19 protein-coding genes are annotated in these 15,902 nt (G+C 72.4%); 8 read left to right on the top strand and 11 right to left on the bottom strand.

The annotated features are described in order from the left end of the window. Positions 1 to 61: 61 nt before the first annotated feature. The 3 genes from ACWC91_RS12080 to ACWC91_RS12070 are packed head-to-tail and all read right to left on the bottom strand — an operon-like array spanning position 62 to position 2,642. Positions 62 to 1,105 (bottom strand): hypothetical protein, encoded by a 1,044-nt coding sequence (locus ACWC91_RS12080; protein WP_450642858.1) that lies wholly within the window; start codon positions 1,103 to 1,105, stop codon positions 62 to 64. After that, a complete protein-coding gene (locus ACWC91_RS12075) occupies positions 1,102 to 1,917 on the bottom strand; it encodes a hypothetical protein (protein ID WP_450642860.1) in 816 nt (271 codons plus the stop codon). Before ACWC91_RS12075 ends, ACWC91_RS12080 begins: the two co-directional genes overlap by 4 nt. Further along, positions 1,914 to 2,642 carry a hypothetical protein gene (locus ACWC91_RS12070; RefSeq protein ID WP_225074511.1) on the bottom strand — a complete coding sequence of 243 codons (729 nt, stop codon included), beginning with the start codon at positions 2,640 to 2,642 and terminating at the stop codon, positions 1,914 to 1,916. The genes ACWC91_RS12075 and ACWC91_RS12070 overlap by 4 nt, the downstream gene beginning before the upstream one ends. A gap of 283 nt (positions 2,643 to 2,925) precedes the next feature. On the opposite strand from ACWC91_RS12070, the gene ACWC91_RS12065 reads away from it, so the two are divergent. After that, a complete protein-coding gene (locus ACWC91_RS12065) occupies positions 2,926 to 3,288 on the top strand; it encodes a DsrE family protein (RefSeq protein WP_225074510.1) in 363 nt (120 codons plus the stop codon). Positions 3,289 to 3,313: 25 nt separating this feature from the next. Here ACWC91_RS12065 and ACWC91_RS12060 read toward each other — a convergent pair whose 3' ends face one another. The 8 genes from ACWC91_RS12060 to ACWC91_RS12025 all read right to left on the bottom strand — a co-directional run bounded on the left by ACWC91_RS12060 (position 3,314) and on the right by ACWC91_RS12025 (position 8,708). Then, complete coding sequence (locus tag ACWC91_RS12060; protein WP_225074509.1) at positions 3,314 to 3,571, bottom strand: DUF3099 domain-containing protein; 258 nt, start codon at positions 3,569 to 3,571, stop codon at positions 3,314 to 3,316. Positions 3,572 to 3,701: 130 nt separating this feature from the next. Beyond that, positions 3,702 to 3,989, bottom strand: a complete 288-nt coding sequence (locus tag ACWC91_RS12055) for a DUF1416 domain-containing protein (protein ID WP_100569102.1) — start codon at positions 3,987 to 3,989, stop codon at positions 3,702 to 3,704. 49 nt (positions 3,990 to 4,038) lie between these two features. Then, positions 4,039 to 4,884, bottom strand: coding sequence for a sulfurtransferase (locus ACWC91_RS12050; protein ID WP_450642862.1), 846 nt, complete (start codon positions 4,882 to 4,884; stop codon positions 4,039 to 4,041). A 139-nt stretch (positions 4,885 to 5,023) separates the two neighbouring features. Further along, positions 5,024 to 5,104, bottom strand: coding sequence for a putative leader peptide (locus ACWC91_RS12045; RefSeq protein ID WP_355139345.1), 81 nt, complete (start codon positions 5,102 to 5,104; stop codon positions 5,024 to 5,026). A gap of 210 nt (positions 5,105 to 5,314) precedes the next feature. Continuing rightward, positions 5,315 to 6,052 (bottom strand): LmeA family phospholipid-binding protein, encoded by a 738-nt coding sequence (locus ACWC91_RS12040; RefSeq protein WP_450642863.1) that lies wholly within the window; start codon positions 6,050 to 6,052, stop codon positions 5,315 to 5,317. Positions 6,053 to 6,175: 123 nt separating this feature from the next. Then, a complete protein-coding gene (locus ACWC91_RS12035; protein ID WP_376502553.1) occupies positions 6,176 to 7,510 on the bottom strand; it encodes a hypothetical protein in 1,335 nt (444 codons plus the stop codon). Between the two features lie 3 nt (positions 7,511 to 7,513). Next, the gene (locus ACWC91_RS12030; protein ID WP_141360053.1) at positions 7,514 to 7,768 is read right to left on the bottom strand and encodes a MoaD/ThiS family protein; all 255 of its coding nucleotides are present in this window, start codon (positions 7,766 to 7,768) and stop codon (positions 7,514 to 7,516) included. Between the two features lie 37 nt (positions 7,769 to 7,805). Beyond that, positions 7,806 to 8,708 (bottom strand): alpha/beta hydrolase, encoded by a 903-nt coding sequence (locus ACWC91_RS12025; RefSeq protein WP_450642865.1) that lies wholly within the window; start codon positions 8,706 to 8,708, stop codon positions 7,806 to 7,808. 241 nt (positions 8,709 to 8,949) lie between these two features. On the opposite strand from ACWC91_RS12025, the gene ACWC91_RS12020 reads away from it, so the two are divergent. The 7 genes from ACWC91_RS12020 (at position 8,950) to mshD (ending at position 15,671) form a co-directional block, all read left to right on the top strand. Further along, complete coding sequence (locus ACWC91_RS12020) at positions 8,950 to 9,726, top strand: winged helix-turn-helix transcriptional regulator (protein WP_225074504.1); 777 nt, start codon at positions 8,950 to 8,952, stop codon at positions 9,724 to 9,726. 85 nt (positions 9,727 to 9,811) lie between these two features. Then, a complete protein-coding gene (locus ACWC91_RS12015) occupies positions 9,812 to 10,834 on the top strand; it encodes a LacI family DNA-binding transcriptional regulator (protein ID WP_225074503.1) in 1,023 nt (340 codons plus the stop codon). A 146-nt stretch (positions 10,835 to 10,980) separates the two neighbouring features. Then, on the top strand, positions 10,981 to 12,111 hold the full coding sequence (locus tag ACWC91_RS12010; protein ID WP_225074502.1) for a S1C family serine protease: 1,131 nt from the start codon (positions 10,981 to 10,983) through the stop codon (positions 12,109 to 12,111). Positions 12,112 to 12,169: 58 nt separating this feature from the next. Then, positions 12,170 to 12,388, top strand: coding sequence for a hypothetical protein (locus tag ACWC91_RS12005; RefSeq protein WP_225074501.1), 219 nt, complete (start codon positions 12,170 to 12,172; stop codon positions 12,386 to 12,388). Between the two features lie 117 nt (positions 12,389 to 12,505). Further along, entirely contained in the window at positions 12,506 to 13,240 is a 735-nt protein-coding gene (locus ACWC91_RS12000) for a response regulator transcription factor (protein ID WP_225074500.1), read from the top strand. Next, positions 13,237 to 14,694, top strand: coding sequence for a HAMP domain-containing sensor histidine kinase (locus tag ACWC91_RS11995; protein ID WP_225074499.1), 1,458 nt, complete (start codon positions 13,237 to 13,239; stop codon positions 14,692 to 14,694). The genes ACWC91_RS12000 and ACWC91_RS11995 overlap by 4 nt, the downstream gene beginning before the upstream one ends. A 56-nt stretch (positions 14,695 to 14,750) precedes the next feature. Next, positions 14,751 to 15,671 (top strand): mycothiol synthase, encoded by a 921-nt coding sequence (gene mshD, locus ACWC91_RS11990; protein WP_450642868.1) that lies wholly within the window; start codon positions 14,751 to 14,753, stop codon positions 15,669 to 15,671. Positions 15,672 to 15,902 lie beyond the last annotated feature (231 nt).

Raw genomic sequence — 15,902 nt, 5'->3', positions numbered from 1 at the left:
GCCGGACCCCAGCTTAGTCGGCCGGGGCCCCGGCCTCCCTGCGGGTGCTCCGCGACGGGCGTCAGCCGAGCAACTGGCTCTGAAGGGTCACGGTCTGCTGGAAGGGGACGGCGGGGGCGGTGCCCTTGCGGGACTGGACGATCACGCCGATGGTGTCCCCGGCCGAGAGGTACGCCTGCCTGACCTGCTCGGCGCCGTACGGCTTGCTCTCCACGTAGGGGGCGCTCTCGACGTCGTCGACCTCCGCGCTCGGCGGGAAGTCCTCGTCCCGCTCGGACACGTCGGCGCCGCGCACCCGGTAGGACGGCAAGCTGTAGTTCGTCAGCTTCGCGGAGAACAGTTCGTCCGCGACGGCCGCGGTATTGAACTGGAGCAGGTAGATCCGGGTACGGGTGCCGTCCGGCGTGGTCCAGCCGCGGGCGGCGATGTGCCGCAGGCCGTAGTCGGTCAGCAACTGTGCGATCGTGCCGCGTTCCGTCTCGTCGGCGTACTGCGCGAGGAACGTCTTCGTCGGCAGCCAGCCGTCCTTGCCGCGCAGCGCCGCGTCGGCCCTGGCGCCCTCGGGGGCGGGCAGCAGCAGCTCGCGCAGGTCCGCGTAGTGGGTGCCGGACTTGTTGGCCTCGGCGAACGGCCCGGGGCTGCCGGACGGCAGCGGCGGCTTGACGAGGTTCGGATAGTCCCAGCGCCCGTCCGACTCGGTCGCGAGGCCCGGTACGTCGGTGCGCTCCATGCGGGTGATGCCGTACGCGGCGGACGCGCCGACGGCCCCGAAGACCACGACGGCGGCGGTCCAGCGCAGGACGGCACGCAGGACACGGCGGTCCTTCTTCGGCCGGGGTTCGGGCGCCGCCTGGAACGTCTGCGGTTCCACGGGTGGGGGCGGTGTGCCGGGCAGGGGTGGCGCCTCGGACACAGGCTGCGTCCCCGGGACAGGCTGTGTCTCGAGCGTCGGCTGTGTCTCGGGCACAGGCTGTGTCTCGAGCGTCGGCTGTGTCTCGGGCACAGGCTGTGTCTCGGCCGTCGGCGCGGACGACACCTGGGGCGTGTCCTGCGCGGTCGGCTCGACCGGTTCCGTCCCGTTCACCGACTCGGTCTGCTCGGTCATACCGCCTCCCCCGGCTCGGCGACGCGGTCGAGCTGCTCGCGCAGCAGCCCGGCGACCGCCTTGGTGTGCAGTGGCTTGGCCCCGTACGCCGTGGCGGTGACCAGGATGTCGCCCCGGTAGGCGGAGCAGAGCATCATGTCGAGCTTCTTCTTCCGCTCCTTGGGCGGCAGGAAGCACTTGGCGTTCTTGTGTCCCTGGACGGCCGGCCCCTTGCGGAAGATCTTGAGGGCTGCCAGGAACTCGTTCTGGAACACCGACATGTTCCGCACCGCCGCCTTGTCCTGGATCTGGACGAGCTCGACGCTCACGGTGACGGTGCCGTCGTCCGTGCTGATGTAGCTGCGCATCGCCATGCCCTTGGTGTGCTGCTTGTCGATCTGCTTCTCGATCTGCCGCCGCTGGGAGCGGGGCAGGGCGCGCACCGACTCCTTGCGCAGGGCGGCGGCCTCGCCCCCGCTGAGGGCGGCGTCGGAGCCGAACCCGGCGATGTCCGGTCCCCGGCGCCAGCCATCGGTGCCGAACGGCACGAGCATGGTGGCGAGCGAGGTGGCCCCCTTGGTCTTCCCGGACTCGCTCGTCGCGGCCTTCGGGAACTTCCAGACGGGGGCGCCGGCGTCACGGTCGGCGTTCTGGACGGTCACGACCGTGTAGCCCGCGCCACCCGCGACGGCGACGGCGAGCAGGACGGAGGCGGCGACGGCGGCGACCCGGCCGCGTCGCACCGGCTTCTTCTTCGCGGGGGCTTCCGGCACGGGTTCGGCGAGGACGACCGCTTCTTCGGCCCCTTCCTCGGTTCCAGGGTTCTCGGTCACAGCCGCTCCATCTGCCGCTTGGCCAAATCCATGATCTTCGACTTGGGGATCGGCTTCGTGTCGTAGATCCAGATCTCCATGGCGATGTCACCGCGCCAGGCCGTGGCCTGCGCCTTGTACACCGGCAGATAACCGGGCTCCCTCTCGGGCTCGGTGCTGATGTAGACCCTGCCGTCGCCGGTGCCGGGGACGGACCAGCTGTCGGTTTCGAAGGTGTCCCAGTTGCCGGCCCGGTCGGACGCGCCGAGGCTCTCCTCCTGGTGGTACTGCACGAGCCGCACCTCGACGGACTCCGTGCCGTGCTCGGTCCAGGCGATGCCCGCCGCGCGCCGGAACTCCGCCTCCGCGAGGCTGGCGAACTCCCTGTCCTCGTCCACGAGTTGGTCCGCGTACTCGGCCATGTTCAGCCAGCCGTCCTTGCCGGGCTCGGAGTCGGGCTTCTTCGCCCCCTTCGGCCGCGCGACGAGCAGCTTGCGCAGGTCGCCGTCCGTCTTCACCTTGCGGTCCTGAGCGGCGGACAGCGGCTCCGGCCCCTCGCCCTTCGCCTGATCGAGCACCGGCTGCGAGAGCGGGGGCAGGGCGGTGGGCTTCCGGTCGGCCTGGATCAGACAGCCGGCGCAGGTGCCGGCGACGAGCCCGAGCACGGCGGCGGTGGCGAGCAGCAGGGCCGTACGGCCGCGGCGGCGCCGCGCGCGGGGTGCATCAGGTATGTCGGGTACTTCCAAAACGTCCCCCCAGAACGTGAAGCGCGGATTCCGTATCCGCACCTCACAGCAGACTCACGGGTAACGCCCGTGGTTGTGCGGGAACTTGATTACGACTTGATGTAGCCGGCGAACACGGACCAGGCCGTGCCGGCGAGGACGAGAGGGGTACGGGCCCCGTCCTTGCCGTCCCGGACGAGGACGACGGGGAGGTTGGCGCCCCCCGGTGCTCACACCCGAACCCGCTCCCGCACCCCCACGGCACTGCGGGGACTCTGCTCGCGGACCCACTAACCTTCCTCACATGGCGAAGAAGCTCGTGATCAAGGTGACCGCCGGGACCGACGCGCCCGAGCGCTGCTCCCAGGCGTTCACCGTCGCCTCCGTGGCCGTGGCCAGCGGAGTCGACGTGTCCTTGTGGCTGACCGGGGAGTCCTCGTGGTTCGCGCTGCCGGGGCGGGCCGCCGAGTTCGAGCTGCCGCACGCGGCCCCGCTGCCGGATCTGCTGGACGCGATCCTGGCGGGCGGCCGGCTCACCCTGTGCACCCAGTGCGCGGCCCGCCGGAACATCACGGAGAAGGACGTCATCGAGGGCGTGCGGATCGCGGGCGCGCAGGTCTTCGTCCAGGAGGCACTGGCGGACGGGACGCAGGCGCTCGTCTACTGAACGGACCGAGGAGCGCCGCAGGGAGCTAACGCCGCTTCTTGCCGTCCAGCTCGTCCCACCACTCGTCGGACTTGGGGTCGCCGGACGGGTCGTCCCACCAGCGGTCCTCGGGCCCCCGCCGGTTGGCGACCATCGCGGCGACCGGCGGGATCACCATGGCGACCAGGCACATGCCGACGGCCGCGGGAACCGACCAGATGCGCACGACACCCCACGCCAGGACGAACAGCCCGATGCAGACCCCCATCATGGCGAAGTACACATGCCGACGTCGTGCGTACATGCTTCCAGGGTAGGTCCGCGGGGGCCCGGCGTGCCGGGGCGGGAACGCCGGAAGGGCCGCACCCCGGGTGTCCAACCCGTGGGGTGCGGCCCTTCGGCCGTACCGTGCCCGGACCGCCCGAGCAGACCGCTCAGACCGCGATCGCGACCTCCGCGAGGCCGCCCTGCTGGGCGACGACCGTGCGGTCGGCGCTGGCGCCGGGGACGAGGGCGCGGACGGTCCAGGTGCCCTCGGCCGCGTAGAACCGGAACTGGCCCGTGGCGGAGGTGGGGACCTCCGCGGTGAACTCGCCGGTCGAGTCCAGCAGACGGACGTAGCCCGTCACCGGCTCGCCGTCGCGGGTCACCTGACCCTGGATCGTCGTCTCACCGGGCTTGATCGTCGAGGCGTCCGGGCCGCCGGCCTTCGCTCCACACATGTGCTTCTCCAGAGGTTCGATGAGGTCGAAACGGTCTGAACCGTCTTGCTTACTTGCCGGAGCCGAGCTCGATCGGCACGCCCACCAGGGAGCCGTACTCGGTCCAGGAGCCGTCGTAGTTCTTGACGTTCTGCACGCCGAGCAGCTCGTGCAGCACGAACCACGTCAGCGCGGAGCGCTCACCGATGCGGCACAGGGCGATGGTGTCCTTCGCCAGGTCGACCTGCTCGGCCTCGTAGAGGGCCTTGAGCTCCTCGTCCGACTTGAAGGTGCCGTCGTCGTTGGCGTTCTTGGACCACGGGATGTTCCGGGAGGTCGGCACGTGGCCGGGGCGCTGCGACTGCTCCTGCGGCAGGTGGGCCGGGGCGAGCAGCTTGCCGGAGAACTCGTCGGGCGACCGGACGTCGACGATGTTCAGCTTGCCGATCGCGGCCACGACCTCGTCGCGGAAGGCGCGGATGGAGGCGTCCTGCGGCTTGGCCTGGTACGCGGTCCTCGGACGCTCCGGCACGTCGGTGCCGTCGACCAGCTCGCGGGCGTCCAGCTCCCACTTCTTGCGGCCGCCGTCGAGGAGCTTGACGTTCTCGTGGCCGTACAGCTTGAAGTACCAGTAGGCGTACGAGGCGAACCAGTTGTTGTTGCCGCCGTAGAGGATCACCGTGTGGTCGTTGGCGATGCCCTTCTCCGACAGGAGCTTCTCGAAGCCGGCCTGGTCGATGAAGTCACGCCGCACCGGGTCCTGGAGGTCCTGGGTCCAGTCGATCCGGACGGCGTTCTTGATGTGGTTCTTGTCGTACGCGGACGTGTCCTCGTCCACCTCGACGATGGCGATGCTCGGGTCGTCCAGGTGCTCCTGGACCCAGTCGGCGTCGACCAGGACGTCGCTGCGGCTCATGCTCAATCTCCTCCGGGGCAGGTACGGCGGGGCGTGCGAGTGCGAAGGGGCGCGCGGGTACGCGTTCGATGCCGGCGTACACGGCGCGCGATGGGGCCCCGGGTCGTGGCGGGGCGGGGATACGGGAGAGGGCTCCCGCTCAGGAAGTGCGACAGAGCATGGCGGCAACACGGCACAGGTCCACTGCCCGCCGCTTCGTGAGATCCGCCTGTCGCTGCATGGTGTCGATCGTAGGGAGGGAAAGGCGGACATGTCACCGGCGTGTCGGATGCTGAGACACGATCGTCCGGGATGTGGGAAGGGAGGGCCGTCCGGGTCGTCGTCCCGCGCCCTCCGGGCGCCCGTGTCCGTTCCCGGCCGCGCCCCGCATCTACGGTGCGGACAGGGGTGTCTCGCTACTCGGACACCCTCTCCGTTCCCCGCATGCTGCCTACCCGGCCAGCCTGACGTCCGAACCCTTCACCGTGATCCCGACGCCGTCCTTCGCCGCCCGCACCGAGTCCAGCCGTACCTCGCCGGGCAGCCGTTCGATCGCCTGCTGGAAGTCGGTGATCGCCCGGATCCGGCTCTCGGGGAGGCGCAGGCCGCCCACCACGGGCAGGTCGTCGGCGCTCACCTCCACCTTCTTGCCCCGCACGGCGACCGAACTGAGCACGGAGAAGGTCTGCTTGATGCCCAGCGCCCGGGCCTCGACCTCGAGGCCGACCTTGACCTTGCCGTCGCCTCCGTCGGACAGGCCGACCACACGGGCGGTGACGCCGGGAAGGACCGGCGTCGGCTCGGACTTGGCGGCCTTCAGCAACTCCTCGTAGGCGATGGTCGCGGTGCCGGTGGCGGTGGCCGCGGTGGCCGAGCTGTAGTCGCCGGAGAACTTCACGCCGCGCATGTCGGCCTCGATGCCGGCGATACGGATCTTCTGGCCGCCGTTCCCCGTCGCGGCCTCGTAGTCCTTGATGCCGACCCGGACGTCGTCCAGCTCGCCGCCGGCCACCTGGGTGAGGAACGGGAAGCCCTCGATGGACACGTCCGGGGTGCTCGACAGGTTCTCCGTGGTCCTGAGCCTGTCGGCCGCCTGCCCCTCCGCGAAGTGCACCGCGACCCGGTCGACCACCGCGAACAGCACACCCAGGACCACGACGACGATCAGGAGTACTCTCAGCGCTCGCAACCGGTTCCCCCCTCAGCGGTCCTCCACAACCGGATGGCCGTCACGCGCGAGCGTAAACCTCCCCCGGGACCGGGCCGGGGGTTTGTTGAGCGGCTGTGACAGCGGGCCCGGTCCGGGGCGCGGTCATCCCAGCGCCCGTCCAAGCACCCACACCACCGGTGCCGCGGCCGACAGCGGCAGGGCGACACCGGCCGTGAAGTGCACGAAGCGCGAGGGATAGTCGTAGCTCGCCGCGCGGTGCCCGATCAGCGCGCACACCGCGGCGCCCGCGCCGAGCAGCGCGCCCTTGGCGCCCAGGTCCGTCATGCCGCCGACCGCGATGCCCGCGCCCGCCGCCGCGAGCAGCGCGACGACCACCGAGGCCGCCGTGGGCAGCGGCAGCGCCCGCGCCAGGACGGCCACCGCGACCGCTGCCGCGCCGACCGCGACCGCGTCCGGCGGGGCGGCGAGGTAGCCGGTGGCCACGATCGCCAGCGCCGCCGCGGCGACGGTCGCCATCAGGCCGTACATGCGCTCGTCCGGATCGGCGTGGGAGCGCAGCTGGAGGACGAGGGTGAGGAGCACCCACACCCCGAGCGTGCCCAGGATCGCCCCGGGCGCGTGCTCACGGCCCGCGGCGAGCACCGCCACGTCCGCGGCGAGCGCGCCCGCGAAGCCGAGGGCGATGCCCTGCCGGGCGGGCCACATGCCGTTCAGCCGGAACCAGCCCGCGGCCGTCACGCCCTGGAGCGCGACCAGCGGCACGAGCAGCCCGTAGACACCGAGCTCCGCCGTGCCGGCCAGCAGCAGCCCCAGCAGCGCCGTGAGCGCGGCCGGCTGCATCCCGGGCTCGATGATCGGCGAGCGTCCCTCGGCGCGGGCCCGCTGCGCGTCGGTGACCCGGGTGTTGCCGGCGAGGGTCGCGCGACCGTAGGCGGGCCCGTCCCCCTCGGGATCGGCCGCCGTCGCGGCGGCGGCCGGGGCGGCCGCCTGCGGCTGCGGCGTGTGATGCCCCACCGGGGGCAGGTAGGCCGTCTCCGCGGCGGCGGACGAGGCCGGAGCCTGCGGGTGCGGCTGCGGCTGCGGTGTGTAGGAAGGCGCCTGCGCGCCGTGGCCCCCGCCGCCCTGGACCCCGTGAGCCGCGACCGGCTCCTGGTGCCCCACCGGAGGCAGGTACGCCGTCTCCGCGGCGGCGGCCGGCGGCCGGGCGTGCGTCTGGGTGTCCCAGGTCTGCCCCTGCCACTGCTGCGTGTACTGGTCGGCGGCCTGCGGGTCCTCGTACGCCTGCGGCTGCGCGGGCCACGCCTGCGGCTGGGCGGGCGGGTAGGCCTGCTGAGCGGCGGGCGCCTGCGGCTGGGCGGGCGGGTACGGCTGCTGCGCGGCGGGCTGCTGGGGGTACTGCCCCGCGTACGGGTCGTACCCGCTGTAGGGGTTGTCGTAGGGAGACCCGGGAGACCCCTCATACGGCCGGTCGGTCATCGCTCACCCTCCTGCGAACGGGGGGAGCACCTCGACCGTGCCGCCCTCAATCAGCCGTACCGTCTCATGTGCGCGCGTCCCCACCGGGTCACCGTCGATGAGGAACGAGCACCGCCGCAGAACGCGGTCCAGCTCACCGGAGTGCCGCCCGCGCACCGCGTCGAGCACCTCGGCGAGCGTCTCCGCCTCGTACGGCTCCTCGGCGACCCCGGCAGCGGCCTTCGCCGCCGCCCAGTAGCGCACCGTGACCTTTGCCATCCCGTCCCTCGATCACTCGTCTATGAACAGGGTCAGGCTAGCCCGCCTGTGCGAGGGTCCAGCGCGCGATGCGGTGCAGGAGTTCGTCGGCGGCGGCGTTCTCGGCGTGGCCCATGCCGGGCTCCAGCCACAGTTCCCCGTGGTCACCGGCGGCCGCGGCCAGCATCCGGGGGTGGTCGAGGGGGAAGTAACCGTCCCGGTCGCCGTGCACGATCAGCAGGGGGACGGGAGCGATGCGCGAGGCCGCCTGGAACGGCGGCAGCGGGACGGGGTCCCAGTCGCGGTGGTGGATCCGGGTACGCAGCCCGTAGCGGCCGAGCAGGCGACCCTCGGGGCGTGTGACCAGCCAGTGCAGCCGGCGCATGGGGGCCGTGCCCCGGTAGTACCAGCGCGCGGGCGCGCTGACGGAGACCACGGTGTCCGTACGCGTGTCGGCGCGCCCCTCGCCCGGTGCGGCGTCCCGCGGGCCGCCGTGCAGGGCCGCGTGCCGCAGCACCACCGAGCCGCCCATGGAGAAGCCGACGGTCGCCACGCGCGCGTGCCCGAACCCGCGCGCCCAGGCCACCGCCGCCGCCAGATCCAGCACCTCGCGGTCGCCGACGGTCGAGCGCCCGCCGGAGGCCCCGTGGCCGCGAAAGGAGAAGGTCACCACGGCGCCGTAGCGGGCCAGGACCCGCGCCACCCGGCGCACGTGCGGCCGGTCCAGGTCGCCGGTGAAGCCGTGCGCGATCACGAACACGAGGTCGCCTGGGCCGTCGCCGCGATCGCCGCCGGAGCCGTCCCGCGCGGCCGCGCCCGGCTCGTACACGGCGTCGAGCGCCACCCCGTCCGCCGTGCGCAGGAACGTCCTGACCGCACCCCCGGCGCCCGTGCCCGGCGGCGTCCCGCCCTCCGGAACGTCCGTCGAACGCACCACTCGACCTGCCGATCCCGACCTCATATCGGCTATTCTGCTGCGAAGAGGACTCGGGCAGCGCAGCCCCCGGGTCCTTTTGTGCTTTCGGAAGCGTTGTATACGGCGCGGGAAACCGCAGGTGTACGGCCCGTTGATCGCGCAATGGGCAGGGACCCGAGGAGGAACCAGACGCCATGGACGAGCGAACGGTGCACGCACATACGACGGCCCTGGCATGGGGGTCACCCCTGCTCGGGCGCGGCCGAGAGCTTGCGGGAGGCGCGCGATGAGTTCCTTGCTGCTGCTCACCAACGCCCTCCAACCGTCGGCCGAGGTGCTCCCCGCCCTCGGCCTGCTGCTGCACAACGTGCGGGTGGCGCCGGCGGAGGGGCCCGCGCTCGTGGACACCCCGAGCGCCGACGTCGTCCTGGTCGACGGGCGGCGCGACCTGCCGCAGGTGCGCGGCCTGTGCCGGCTGCTGCGCTCCACCGGTCTCGGCTGCCCGCTGATCCTCGTGGTGACCGAGGGCGGCCTCGCGGCCGTCACCGCGGACTGGGGCATCGACGACGTGCTCCTGGACACCGCGGGTCCCGCCGAGGTGGAGGCCCGCCTCCGGCTGGCCATGGGCCGACTGCAGATCGCCAACGACGACTCCCCCATGGAGATCCGCAGCGGCGACCTGTCCGTGGACGAGGCGACCTACAGCGCCAGGCTCAAGGGCCGGACGCTGGACCTCACCTTCAAGGAGTTCGAGCTGCTGAAGTACCTCGCGCAGCACCCGGGCCGCGTCTTCACCCGCGCCCAGCTGCTCCAGGAGGTCTGGGGCTACGACTACTTCGGCGGCACCCGGACCGTCGACGTCCACGTACGGCGGCTGCGGGCCAAGTTCGGCCCCGAGCACGAATCGCTGATCGGGACGGTCCGCAATGTCGGTTACCGATTCGTTACTCCCGAGAAGACCGACCGCGCCGGGGACGCCGCGGACGAGAAGAAGGCCGGGGCCGTCCAGCCAAATCCGGAGAATCAGGACAGCGCGGCGGGGAGGGCCCGCGCGGAGAGGTGAGGCGCGCTCCCCCGGGCGCGTCCCATACCCGTCCACGCTCCGGCAAGCCCTGCCGGGAGCGTGTCCATCCGCGTAGACTCCGCGCGTGGCCAAGGTGACTCGGGACGACGTGGCGCGGCTGGCGGGGACGTCGACTGCCGTCGTCAGCTATGTGATCAACAACGGACCCCGGCCGGTCGCCCCGGCCACCCGCGAGCGGGTCCTCGCCGCGATCAAGGAGCTGGGGTACCGGCCCGACCGGGTCGCCCAGGCCATGGCCTCGCGCCGCACCGACCTCATAGGCCTGATCGTCCCGGACGCCCGCCAGCCCTTCTTCGGGGAGATGGCGCACGCGATCGAGTGGGCAGCCGCCGAGCGCGGCAAGATGGTCCTCGTCGGCAACTCCGACTACGTCGCCGAGCGCGAGGTCCACTACCTGCGGGCGTTCCTCGGCATGCGCGTCTCCGGCCTGATCCTGGTCAGCCACGCGCTGAACGACCTCGCCGCCGCCGAGATCGACGCCTGGGACGCCCGGGTGGTACTGCTGCACGAGCGGCCCGAGGCCATCGACGACGTGGCCGTGGTCACCGACGACCTCGGCGGCGCGCAGCTCGCCGTACGGCACCTGCTGGAGCACGGCTACGACTACGTCGCCTGTGTGGGCGGCACCGCCGAGACACCCGCCGTGGGCGACCCCGTCTCCGACCACGTCGAGGGCTGGCGGCGCGCCATGGCGGAGGCCGGCGTCCCGACGGAGGGGCGCCTGTTCGAGGCGCCGTACAACCGCTACGACGCCTACCGGATCGGCCTGGAGATCCTCTCGGGTCCGAACCGTCCGCCGGCGATCTTCTGCTCCACCGACGACCAGGCGATCGGCCTGCTGCGGGCGGCGCGCGAGCTGCGCATCGACGTCCCCGGCGAGCTGGCGGTGGCCGGTTTCGACGACATCAAGGAGGCGGCGCTGACGGACCCCCCGCTGACGACGGTCGCCTCGGACCGGTCGGCGATGGCCCGCGCGGCCGTGGACCTGGTGCTGGACGACGGGCTGCGGGTCGCCGGCTCGCGCCGGGAGCGGCTGAAGCTGTTCCCGTCACGGCTCGTGGTCCGCTCGTCCTGCGGCTGCGTCTAGCCCCTCATTCCTCGACTCTCCCCCGAGACTCTCCCACCGCGGGAGACCCTTCCGGGGAACTTGCTTATATCGGGCATACGAGCTTCTGTCGGGCTTCTCAGCGGGGACTCAGGAAGCTCTCATGATCCCGGGACATTCTCAATGTCATGACCGAGAGCATCCGCCGCAGCGGCGAGTACGAACACCCCCAGGGTGACGGGCAGGCCCCGGCTGCCGACTCCGTGCAGTCGGCGGACCAGCAGCGGGCCTCCGCCCCGGTGAATCCGGAGTGGCCGCCCCCGCCGCCGTACATCCCGGCGCAGCCGTTCGCGGCCGGCCCGGGCGCCCACGGCGGTCAGGGCGGCACGGGCGGCGGTGGCACCGCCGTCTTCCCGGCCGTCCCGGCGGGACCCTCGCACGCCTCCGGGTCGCGCAAGCGCGCCAGGGGACCGCTCGCCCTGCTCGCCGCGGTGGCGATCGCCTCGGCCGTGGTCGGCGGCGGCACCGCGTTCGCCTTCCAGGAGCTGACCGGCACGGACACGGTCGCCTCCAGCACCACCACCAATGTGGTGGCCTCCAGCCAGCGCGGCAGCATCGCCGCGATCGCCAAGGCGGTCACCCCGAGCGTCGTCGAGATCAACGCCACCCTCGACAACGGCACGTCCACCGGTTCCGGCGTGGTCGTCACCAGCGACGGCGAGGTCGTCACCAACAACCACGTCATCGCGGGCGCCTCCTCGATCAAGGTGCGCACCAGCGACGGCACCTCGTACACCGCGCAGGTCGTGGGCACCGACAGCTCCAAGGACCTCGCCCTGATCAAGCTGCGGGACGCCTCCGGCCTCAAGGCGGCGGTCCTCGGCGACTCCGACGGACTGACGGTCGGCGACCAGGTCGTCGCGATCGGCTCCCCGGAGGGCCTGACCGGCACCGTCACCAGCGGCATCGTCTCCGCCCTGCACCGGGACGTGACGGTCTCCACCAACGAGAACCAGGGGCAGCAGGGTGGCGGCGGCGGCTGGCCCTTCCAGTTCGGCGGCCGCCAGTTCAACGGCGACACCGGCTCCTCCACCACCACCTACCAGGCGATACAGACCGACGCGTCCCTCAACCCCGGCAACTCCGGCGGCGCGCTGATCGACGCGAGCGGCAACATCGTCGGCATCAACTCGGCGATGTACTCGGCCACGCAGGCGTCGGACTCGTCCAGCGCCGGCAGCGTCGGCCTCGGCTTCGCCATCCCCATCAACACCGTCAAGTCCGACCTGGCCACCCTGCGCTCCGGCTCCCAGAGCTGAGGCGCGGCACCGGCAGGCGCCCGGACAGCGTCCGGCACCGTTCGACAAGGAGTACGACATGATCCAGCACGTTGTGCACGAGACGACGGACACCATCGACCTGACCGCCACCGCCGGCCTCAGCCTGACCCGCCCCATCACGAAGGGACCGCACAGCCCGGCCAACCGCGTGCCCGAGGCCGCCGTGGTCCCCCAGCTGATGGGCCTGCGCACCTCCGCCGAGCGCCCGCACCGGCACAAGGTCCCGCTGCGCCGGATCACCGCGATCGCGGCCTGAGCTGCGGCGCGCGACCCGCACGCCGCACCCCGCAGCACCGAAACATGCGAGGCTGAGAGCGTCCAGCCCGGGACCGACCGGTCCCCGCGGCCCCAGCGACCCGAGGAACGACGACCGATGAGTCCCGCCGATGGCGACCGTGATCCCCAGCGCATCCTGATCGTCGACGACGAGCCGGCGGTACGCGAAGCACTCCAGCGCAGCCTCGCCTTCGAGGGGTACGAGACCGAGGTCGCCGTGGACGGCGCGGACGCGCTGGGCAAGGCGGCCTCGTACCAGCCGGACCTGTTCGTCCTCGACATCCAGATGCCGCGGATGGACGGCCTGACCGCCGCCCGGCGCATCCGGGGCGCCGGCGACACCACCCCCATCCTGATGCTGACCGCCCGCGACACGGTCGGCGACCGGGTCACCGGCCTGGACGCCGGAGCGGACGACTACCTGGTCAAGCCCTTCGAGCTGGACGAGCTGTTCGCCCGCATCCGGGCGCTCCTGCGCCGCAGCACCTACGCGGCGGCCGTGGCGGGCGCGGCCCAGGAGGACGAGGCCCTGACCTTCGCCGACCTGCGCATGGACCTCGCCACCCGCGAGGTCACCCGCGGCGGCCGGCAGGTGGAGCTGACCCGGACGGAGTTCACCCTGCTGGAGATGTTCATGGCGCATCCGCGCCAGGTGCTCACCCGGGAACAGATCCTCAAGGCGGTCTGGGGCTTCGACTTCGAACCCTCGTCGAACTCCCTCGACGTCTACGTCATGTACCTGCGACGCAAGACCGAGGCCGGCGGCGAGCCCCGCCTCGTGCACACGGTCCGCGGGGTCGGGTACGTACTGCGGCAGGGCGGCGCGGAGTGAAGAAGGCGCTGCGCCGTTTCCGTGCGCTGCCGATCCGCTCCCGGCTGGCGCTGCTGGTGGCGGCGGCGGTGGCGTTCGCGGTGGCGGCGGTCTCCCTCACCTGCTGGTTCATCGTCCAGGGGAAGCTGTACGACGAGGTCGACAGCCGGCTCGCGAGCTACGGCCGGGTGACCGCCACCACGGCCTCCGCGATGGCCGCCAACTGCACGCAGACGACGGACGACTCGCCCGGCGACATGCAGCGCTCGTACCTCTACGTGCAGTTGGTGACGGCCCAGGGCAAGTTCTGCGTGGACACCCGGTCGCCGGGCGTCATCAAGGTCACGGCCCTGGACAAGGGGGTGGCCGCCAACCCCGATGTGCGCGAGCGCACCTTCCACACCACCACGGACAGCCAGGGCAACAACATCCGCGTGATGACCGTCGCCGTCCCCACCGGCCCCGGCCCCAACTCCGAGGCGTACCCGGGCATCGCCTTCATGCTCGGCCTCTCCCTGAAGGACACCGAGAACACCCTCAGCGACCTGGCCCTGCTGCTCCTCTTCGTCTCCGGCGTGGGAGTCTTCGGCGCCGGAGCCGCCGGCCTCGCCGTCGCCCGCGCCGGGCTGCGCCCCGTGGACAAGCTCACGGAGGCGGTGGAGCACGTGGCGCGCACCGAGGACCTCACGATCCGCATCCCGGTGGAGGACGACAGCGACGACGAGATCGCCCGTCTGTCCCGCTCCTTCAACTCCATGACCTCGTCCCTGGCCAGTTCCCGGGACCTTCAGCAGCAGCTGATCGCGGACGCCGGTCACGAACTGCGCACCCCGCTGACCTCACTGCGTACGAACATCGAACTCCTCACCCGCAGCGAGGAGACGGGCCGCCCTCTCCCCGAGGCCGACCGCAAGGCGCTGCTCGCCTCGGTGAAGGCCCAGATGACCGAACTGGCCTCGCTGATCGGCGACTTGCAGGAGCTGTCGCGTTCGGACGGGCAGCAGGGCGAACGCGTCCAGGTGGTCGCCTTCCAGGACACCGTGGAGGCGGCGCTGCGCCGTGCCCGGCTGCGCGGCCCGGAGCTGACCATAACGGCGGACCTGGACCCCTGGTACGTACGGGCCGAGCCGTCCGCGCTGGAGCGGGCGATCGTCAACATCCTGGACAACGCGGTGAAGTTCAGCCCCAGGGACGGCACGATCGACGTGGTCCTGGACCAGGGCGTCCTCACCGTCCGCGACCACGGCCCCGGCATCCCCGCCGACGAACTCCCCCACGTCTTCGACCGCTTCTGGCGCTCCCCGGGCGCCCGTGCCCTGCCCGGTTCGGGACTCGGCCTGTCCATCGTCGCCCGCACCGTCCAACGGGCGGGCGGCGAGGTCACCCTGACCCCGGCCGAGGCCGGCGGCACGGTGGCGACGGTACGGCTGCCGGGGGCGCCCGTTCCGCCCCCGGAGACGCCTGGCGTCAGCTGAGGCCCGGCGCGGGAAGGCCCGGTCACGCCGCGGGGGAACCCCGTACCCTCATATCCATGACCAGCGACGACACCGCACCGACCGCCCGCTCCCTGGAGACCCTCGCCGAGCTCGCTCCGGACCAGGCCGAAGCCGTGCTCGGGCTGCTGGAGGCGGCTGCCCGCGCCGACGGACGGCAGGCGGTGTCCGAGCAGGGCCGGCTCCAGCTGCGGGGCGGGGCCCGCGAGGGCGTGTCCCATCTGCTGCTGGCCGTCGACGGCGAACTCGTCGGCTACGCGCAGCTGGAGGACACCGATCCGGTGGAGGCGCCCGCCGCCGAACTGGTCGTCCATCCGGAGCACCGCGGGCACGGGCACGGGCGGGCGCTCGGGGCCGCGCTGCTGGCCGCTTCCGGCAAGCGGCTGCGGGTGTGGGCGCACGGGGGGCAGTCCGCAGCCCGGCATCTGGCTCAGGTCCTCGGGCTCACCCTGTTCCGCGAACTGCGGCAGATGCGGCGGCCGTTGAAAGACCTCGACCTGCCCGATCCGGCGCTGCCGGAGGGCGTGACGGTACGGCCCTTCGTGCCCGGCCGGGACGACGCCGCATGGCTCGAGGTGAACGCGGAGGCGTTCGCCCACCACCCCGAGCAGGGCTCCCTCACCCAGCGCGACCTCGACGACCGCGAGGCGCAGTCGTGGTTCGACCCGCGGGGCTTCTTCCTCGCCGAGCGCGAGGGCCGGCTGATCGGCTTCCACTGGACCAAGGTGCACCAGGAGGAACGCCTCGGCGAGGTGTACGTCCTCGGCGTCCGCCCCGGCGCCCAGGGCGGCGGCCTCGGCAAGGCCCTCACCCTGATCGGCCTGCGCCACCTGGCCGCACAGGGCCTCCCGACGGCGATGCTGTACGTCGACGCCGACAACAAGGCGGCGGTCTCCGTCTACGAACGCCTCGGCTTCACCACATACGAAACCGACCTCATGTACCGCACGGAAACCTGACCACCCCCACGCGCCCGCCACCCACGGGCCGGCCGCCCCACACACGCCCACCACCCACGGGCCGGGCGGCCACCACGCCCGTCGTCCCGCCCCGCGGGCGGCCCACCGCCCGCCTCCCAGGAACCGGCAGGCCACCTCTCGCGCGCCCGCCGCCCAGCTCCCACCGACCGGCCGACACCCACGGGCCACCGCACGCCGTGTCCGCCCACCCGACCCGCGGACGACCCGTCA

The sequence above is a fragment of the Streptomyces sp. NPDC001204 genome (genome assembly GCF_053598035.1).
The sequence above is the reverse complement of the archived record's forward strand: the minus strand, read 5'-3'. Positions and strand labels throughout refer to the sequence as shown.

Bases quoted from the DNA above. Each gene is read 5' to 3' on its own strand.
- ACWC91_RS12025 (WP_450642865.1), bottom strand. From the start codon at position 8,708: ATGAGGTCGGGATCGGCAGGTCGAGTGGTGCGTTCGACGGACGTTCCG.
- ACWC91_RS12045 (WP_355139345.1), bottom strand. From the start codon at position 5,104: ATGCAGCGACAGGCGGATCTCACGAAGCGGCGGGCAGTGGACCTGTGC.
- ACWC91_RS12055 (WP_100569102.1), bottom strand. From the start codon at position 3,989: ATGTGTGGAGCGAAGGCCGGCGGCCCGGACGCCTCGACGATCAAGCCC.
- ACWC91_RS12060 (WP_225074509.1), bottom strand. From the start codon at position 3,571: ATGTACGCACGACGTCGGCATGTGTACTTCGCCATGATGGGGGTCTGC.
- ACWC91_RS12065 (WP_225074510.1), top strand. From the start codon at position 2,926: ATGGCGAAGAAGCTCGTGATCAAGGTGACCGCCGGGACCGACGCGCCC.
- ACWC91_RS12035 (WP_376502553.1), bottom strand. From the start codon at position 7,510: ATGACCGACCGGCCGTATGAGGGGTCTCCCGGGTCTCCCTACGACAAC.
- ACWC91_RS12050 (WP_450642862.1), bottom strand. From the start codon at position 4,884: ATGAGCCGCAGCGACGTCCTGGTCGACGCCGACTGGGTCCAGGAGCAC.
- mshD (WP_450642868.1), top strand. From the start codon at position 14,751: ATGACCAGCGACGACACCGCACCGACCGCCCGCTCCCTGGAGACCCTC.
- ACWC91_RS12000 (WP_225074500.1), top strand. From the start codon at position 12,506: ATGAGTCCCGCCGATGGCGACCGTGATCCCCAGCGCATCCTGATCGTC.
- ACWC91_RS12005 (WP_225074501.1), top strand. From the start codon at position 12,170: ATGATCCAGCACGTTGTGCACGAGACGACGGACACCATCGACCTGACC.
- ACWC91_RS12080 (WP_450642858.1), bottom strand. From the start codon at position 1,105: ATGACCGAGCAGACCGAGTCGGTGAACGGGACGGAACCGGTCGAGCCG.
- ACWC91_RS12030 (WP_141360053.1), bottom strand. From the start codon at position 7,768: ATGGCAAAGGTCACGGTGCGCTACTGGGCGGCGGCGAAGGCCGCTGCC.
- ACWC91_RS12010 (WP_225074502.1), top strand. From the start codon at position 10,981: ATGACCGAGAGCATCCGCCGCAGCGGCGAGTACGAACACCCCCAGGGT.
- ACWC91_RS12020 (WP_225074504.1), top strand. From the start codon at position 8,950: ATGAGTTCCTTGCTGCTGCTCACCAACGCCCTCCAACCGTCGGCCGAG.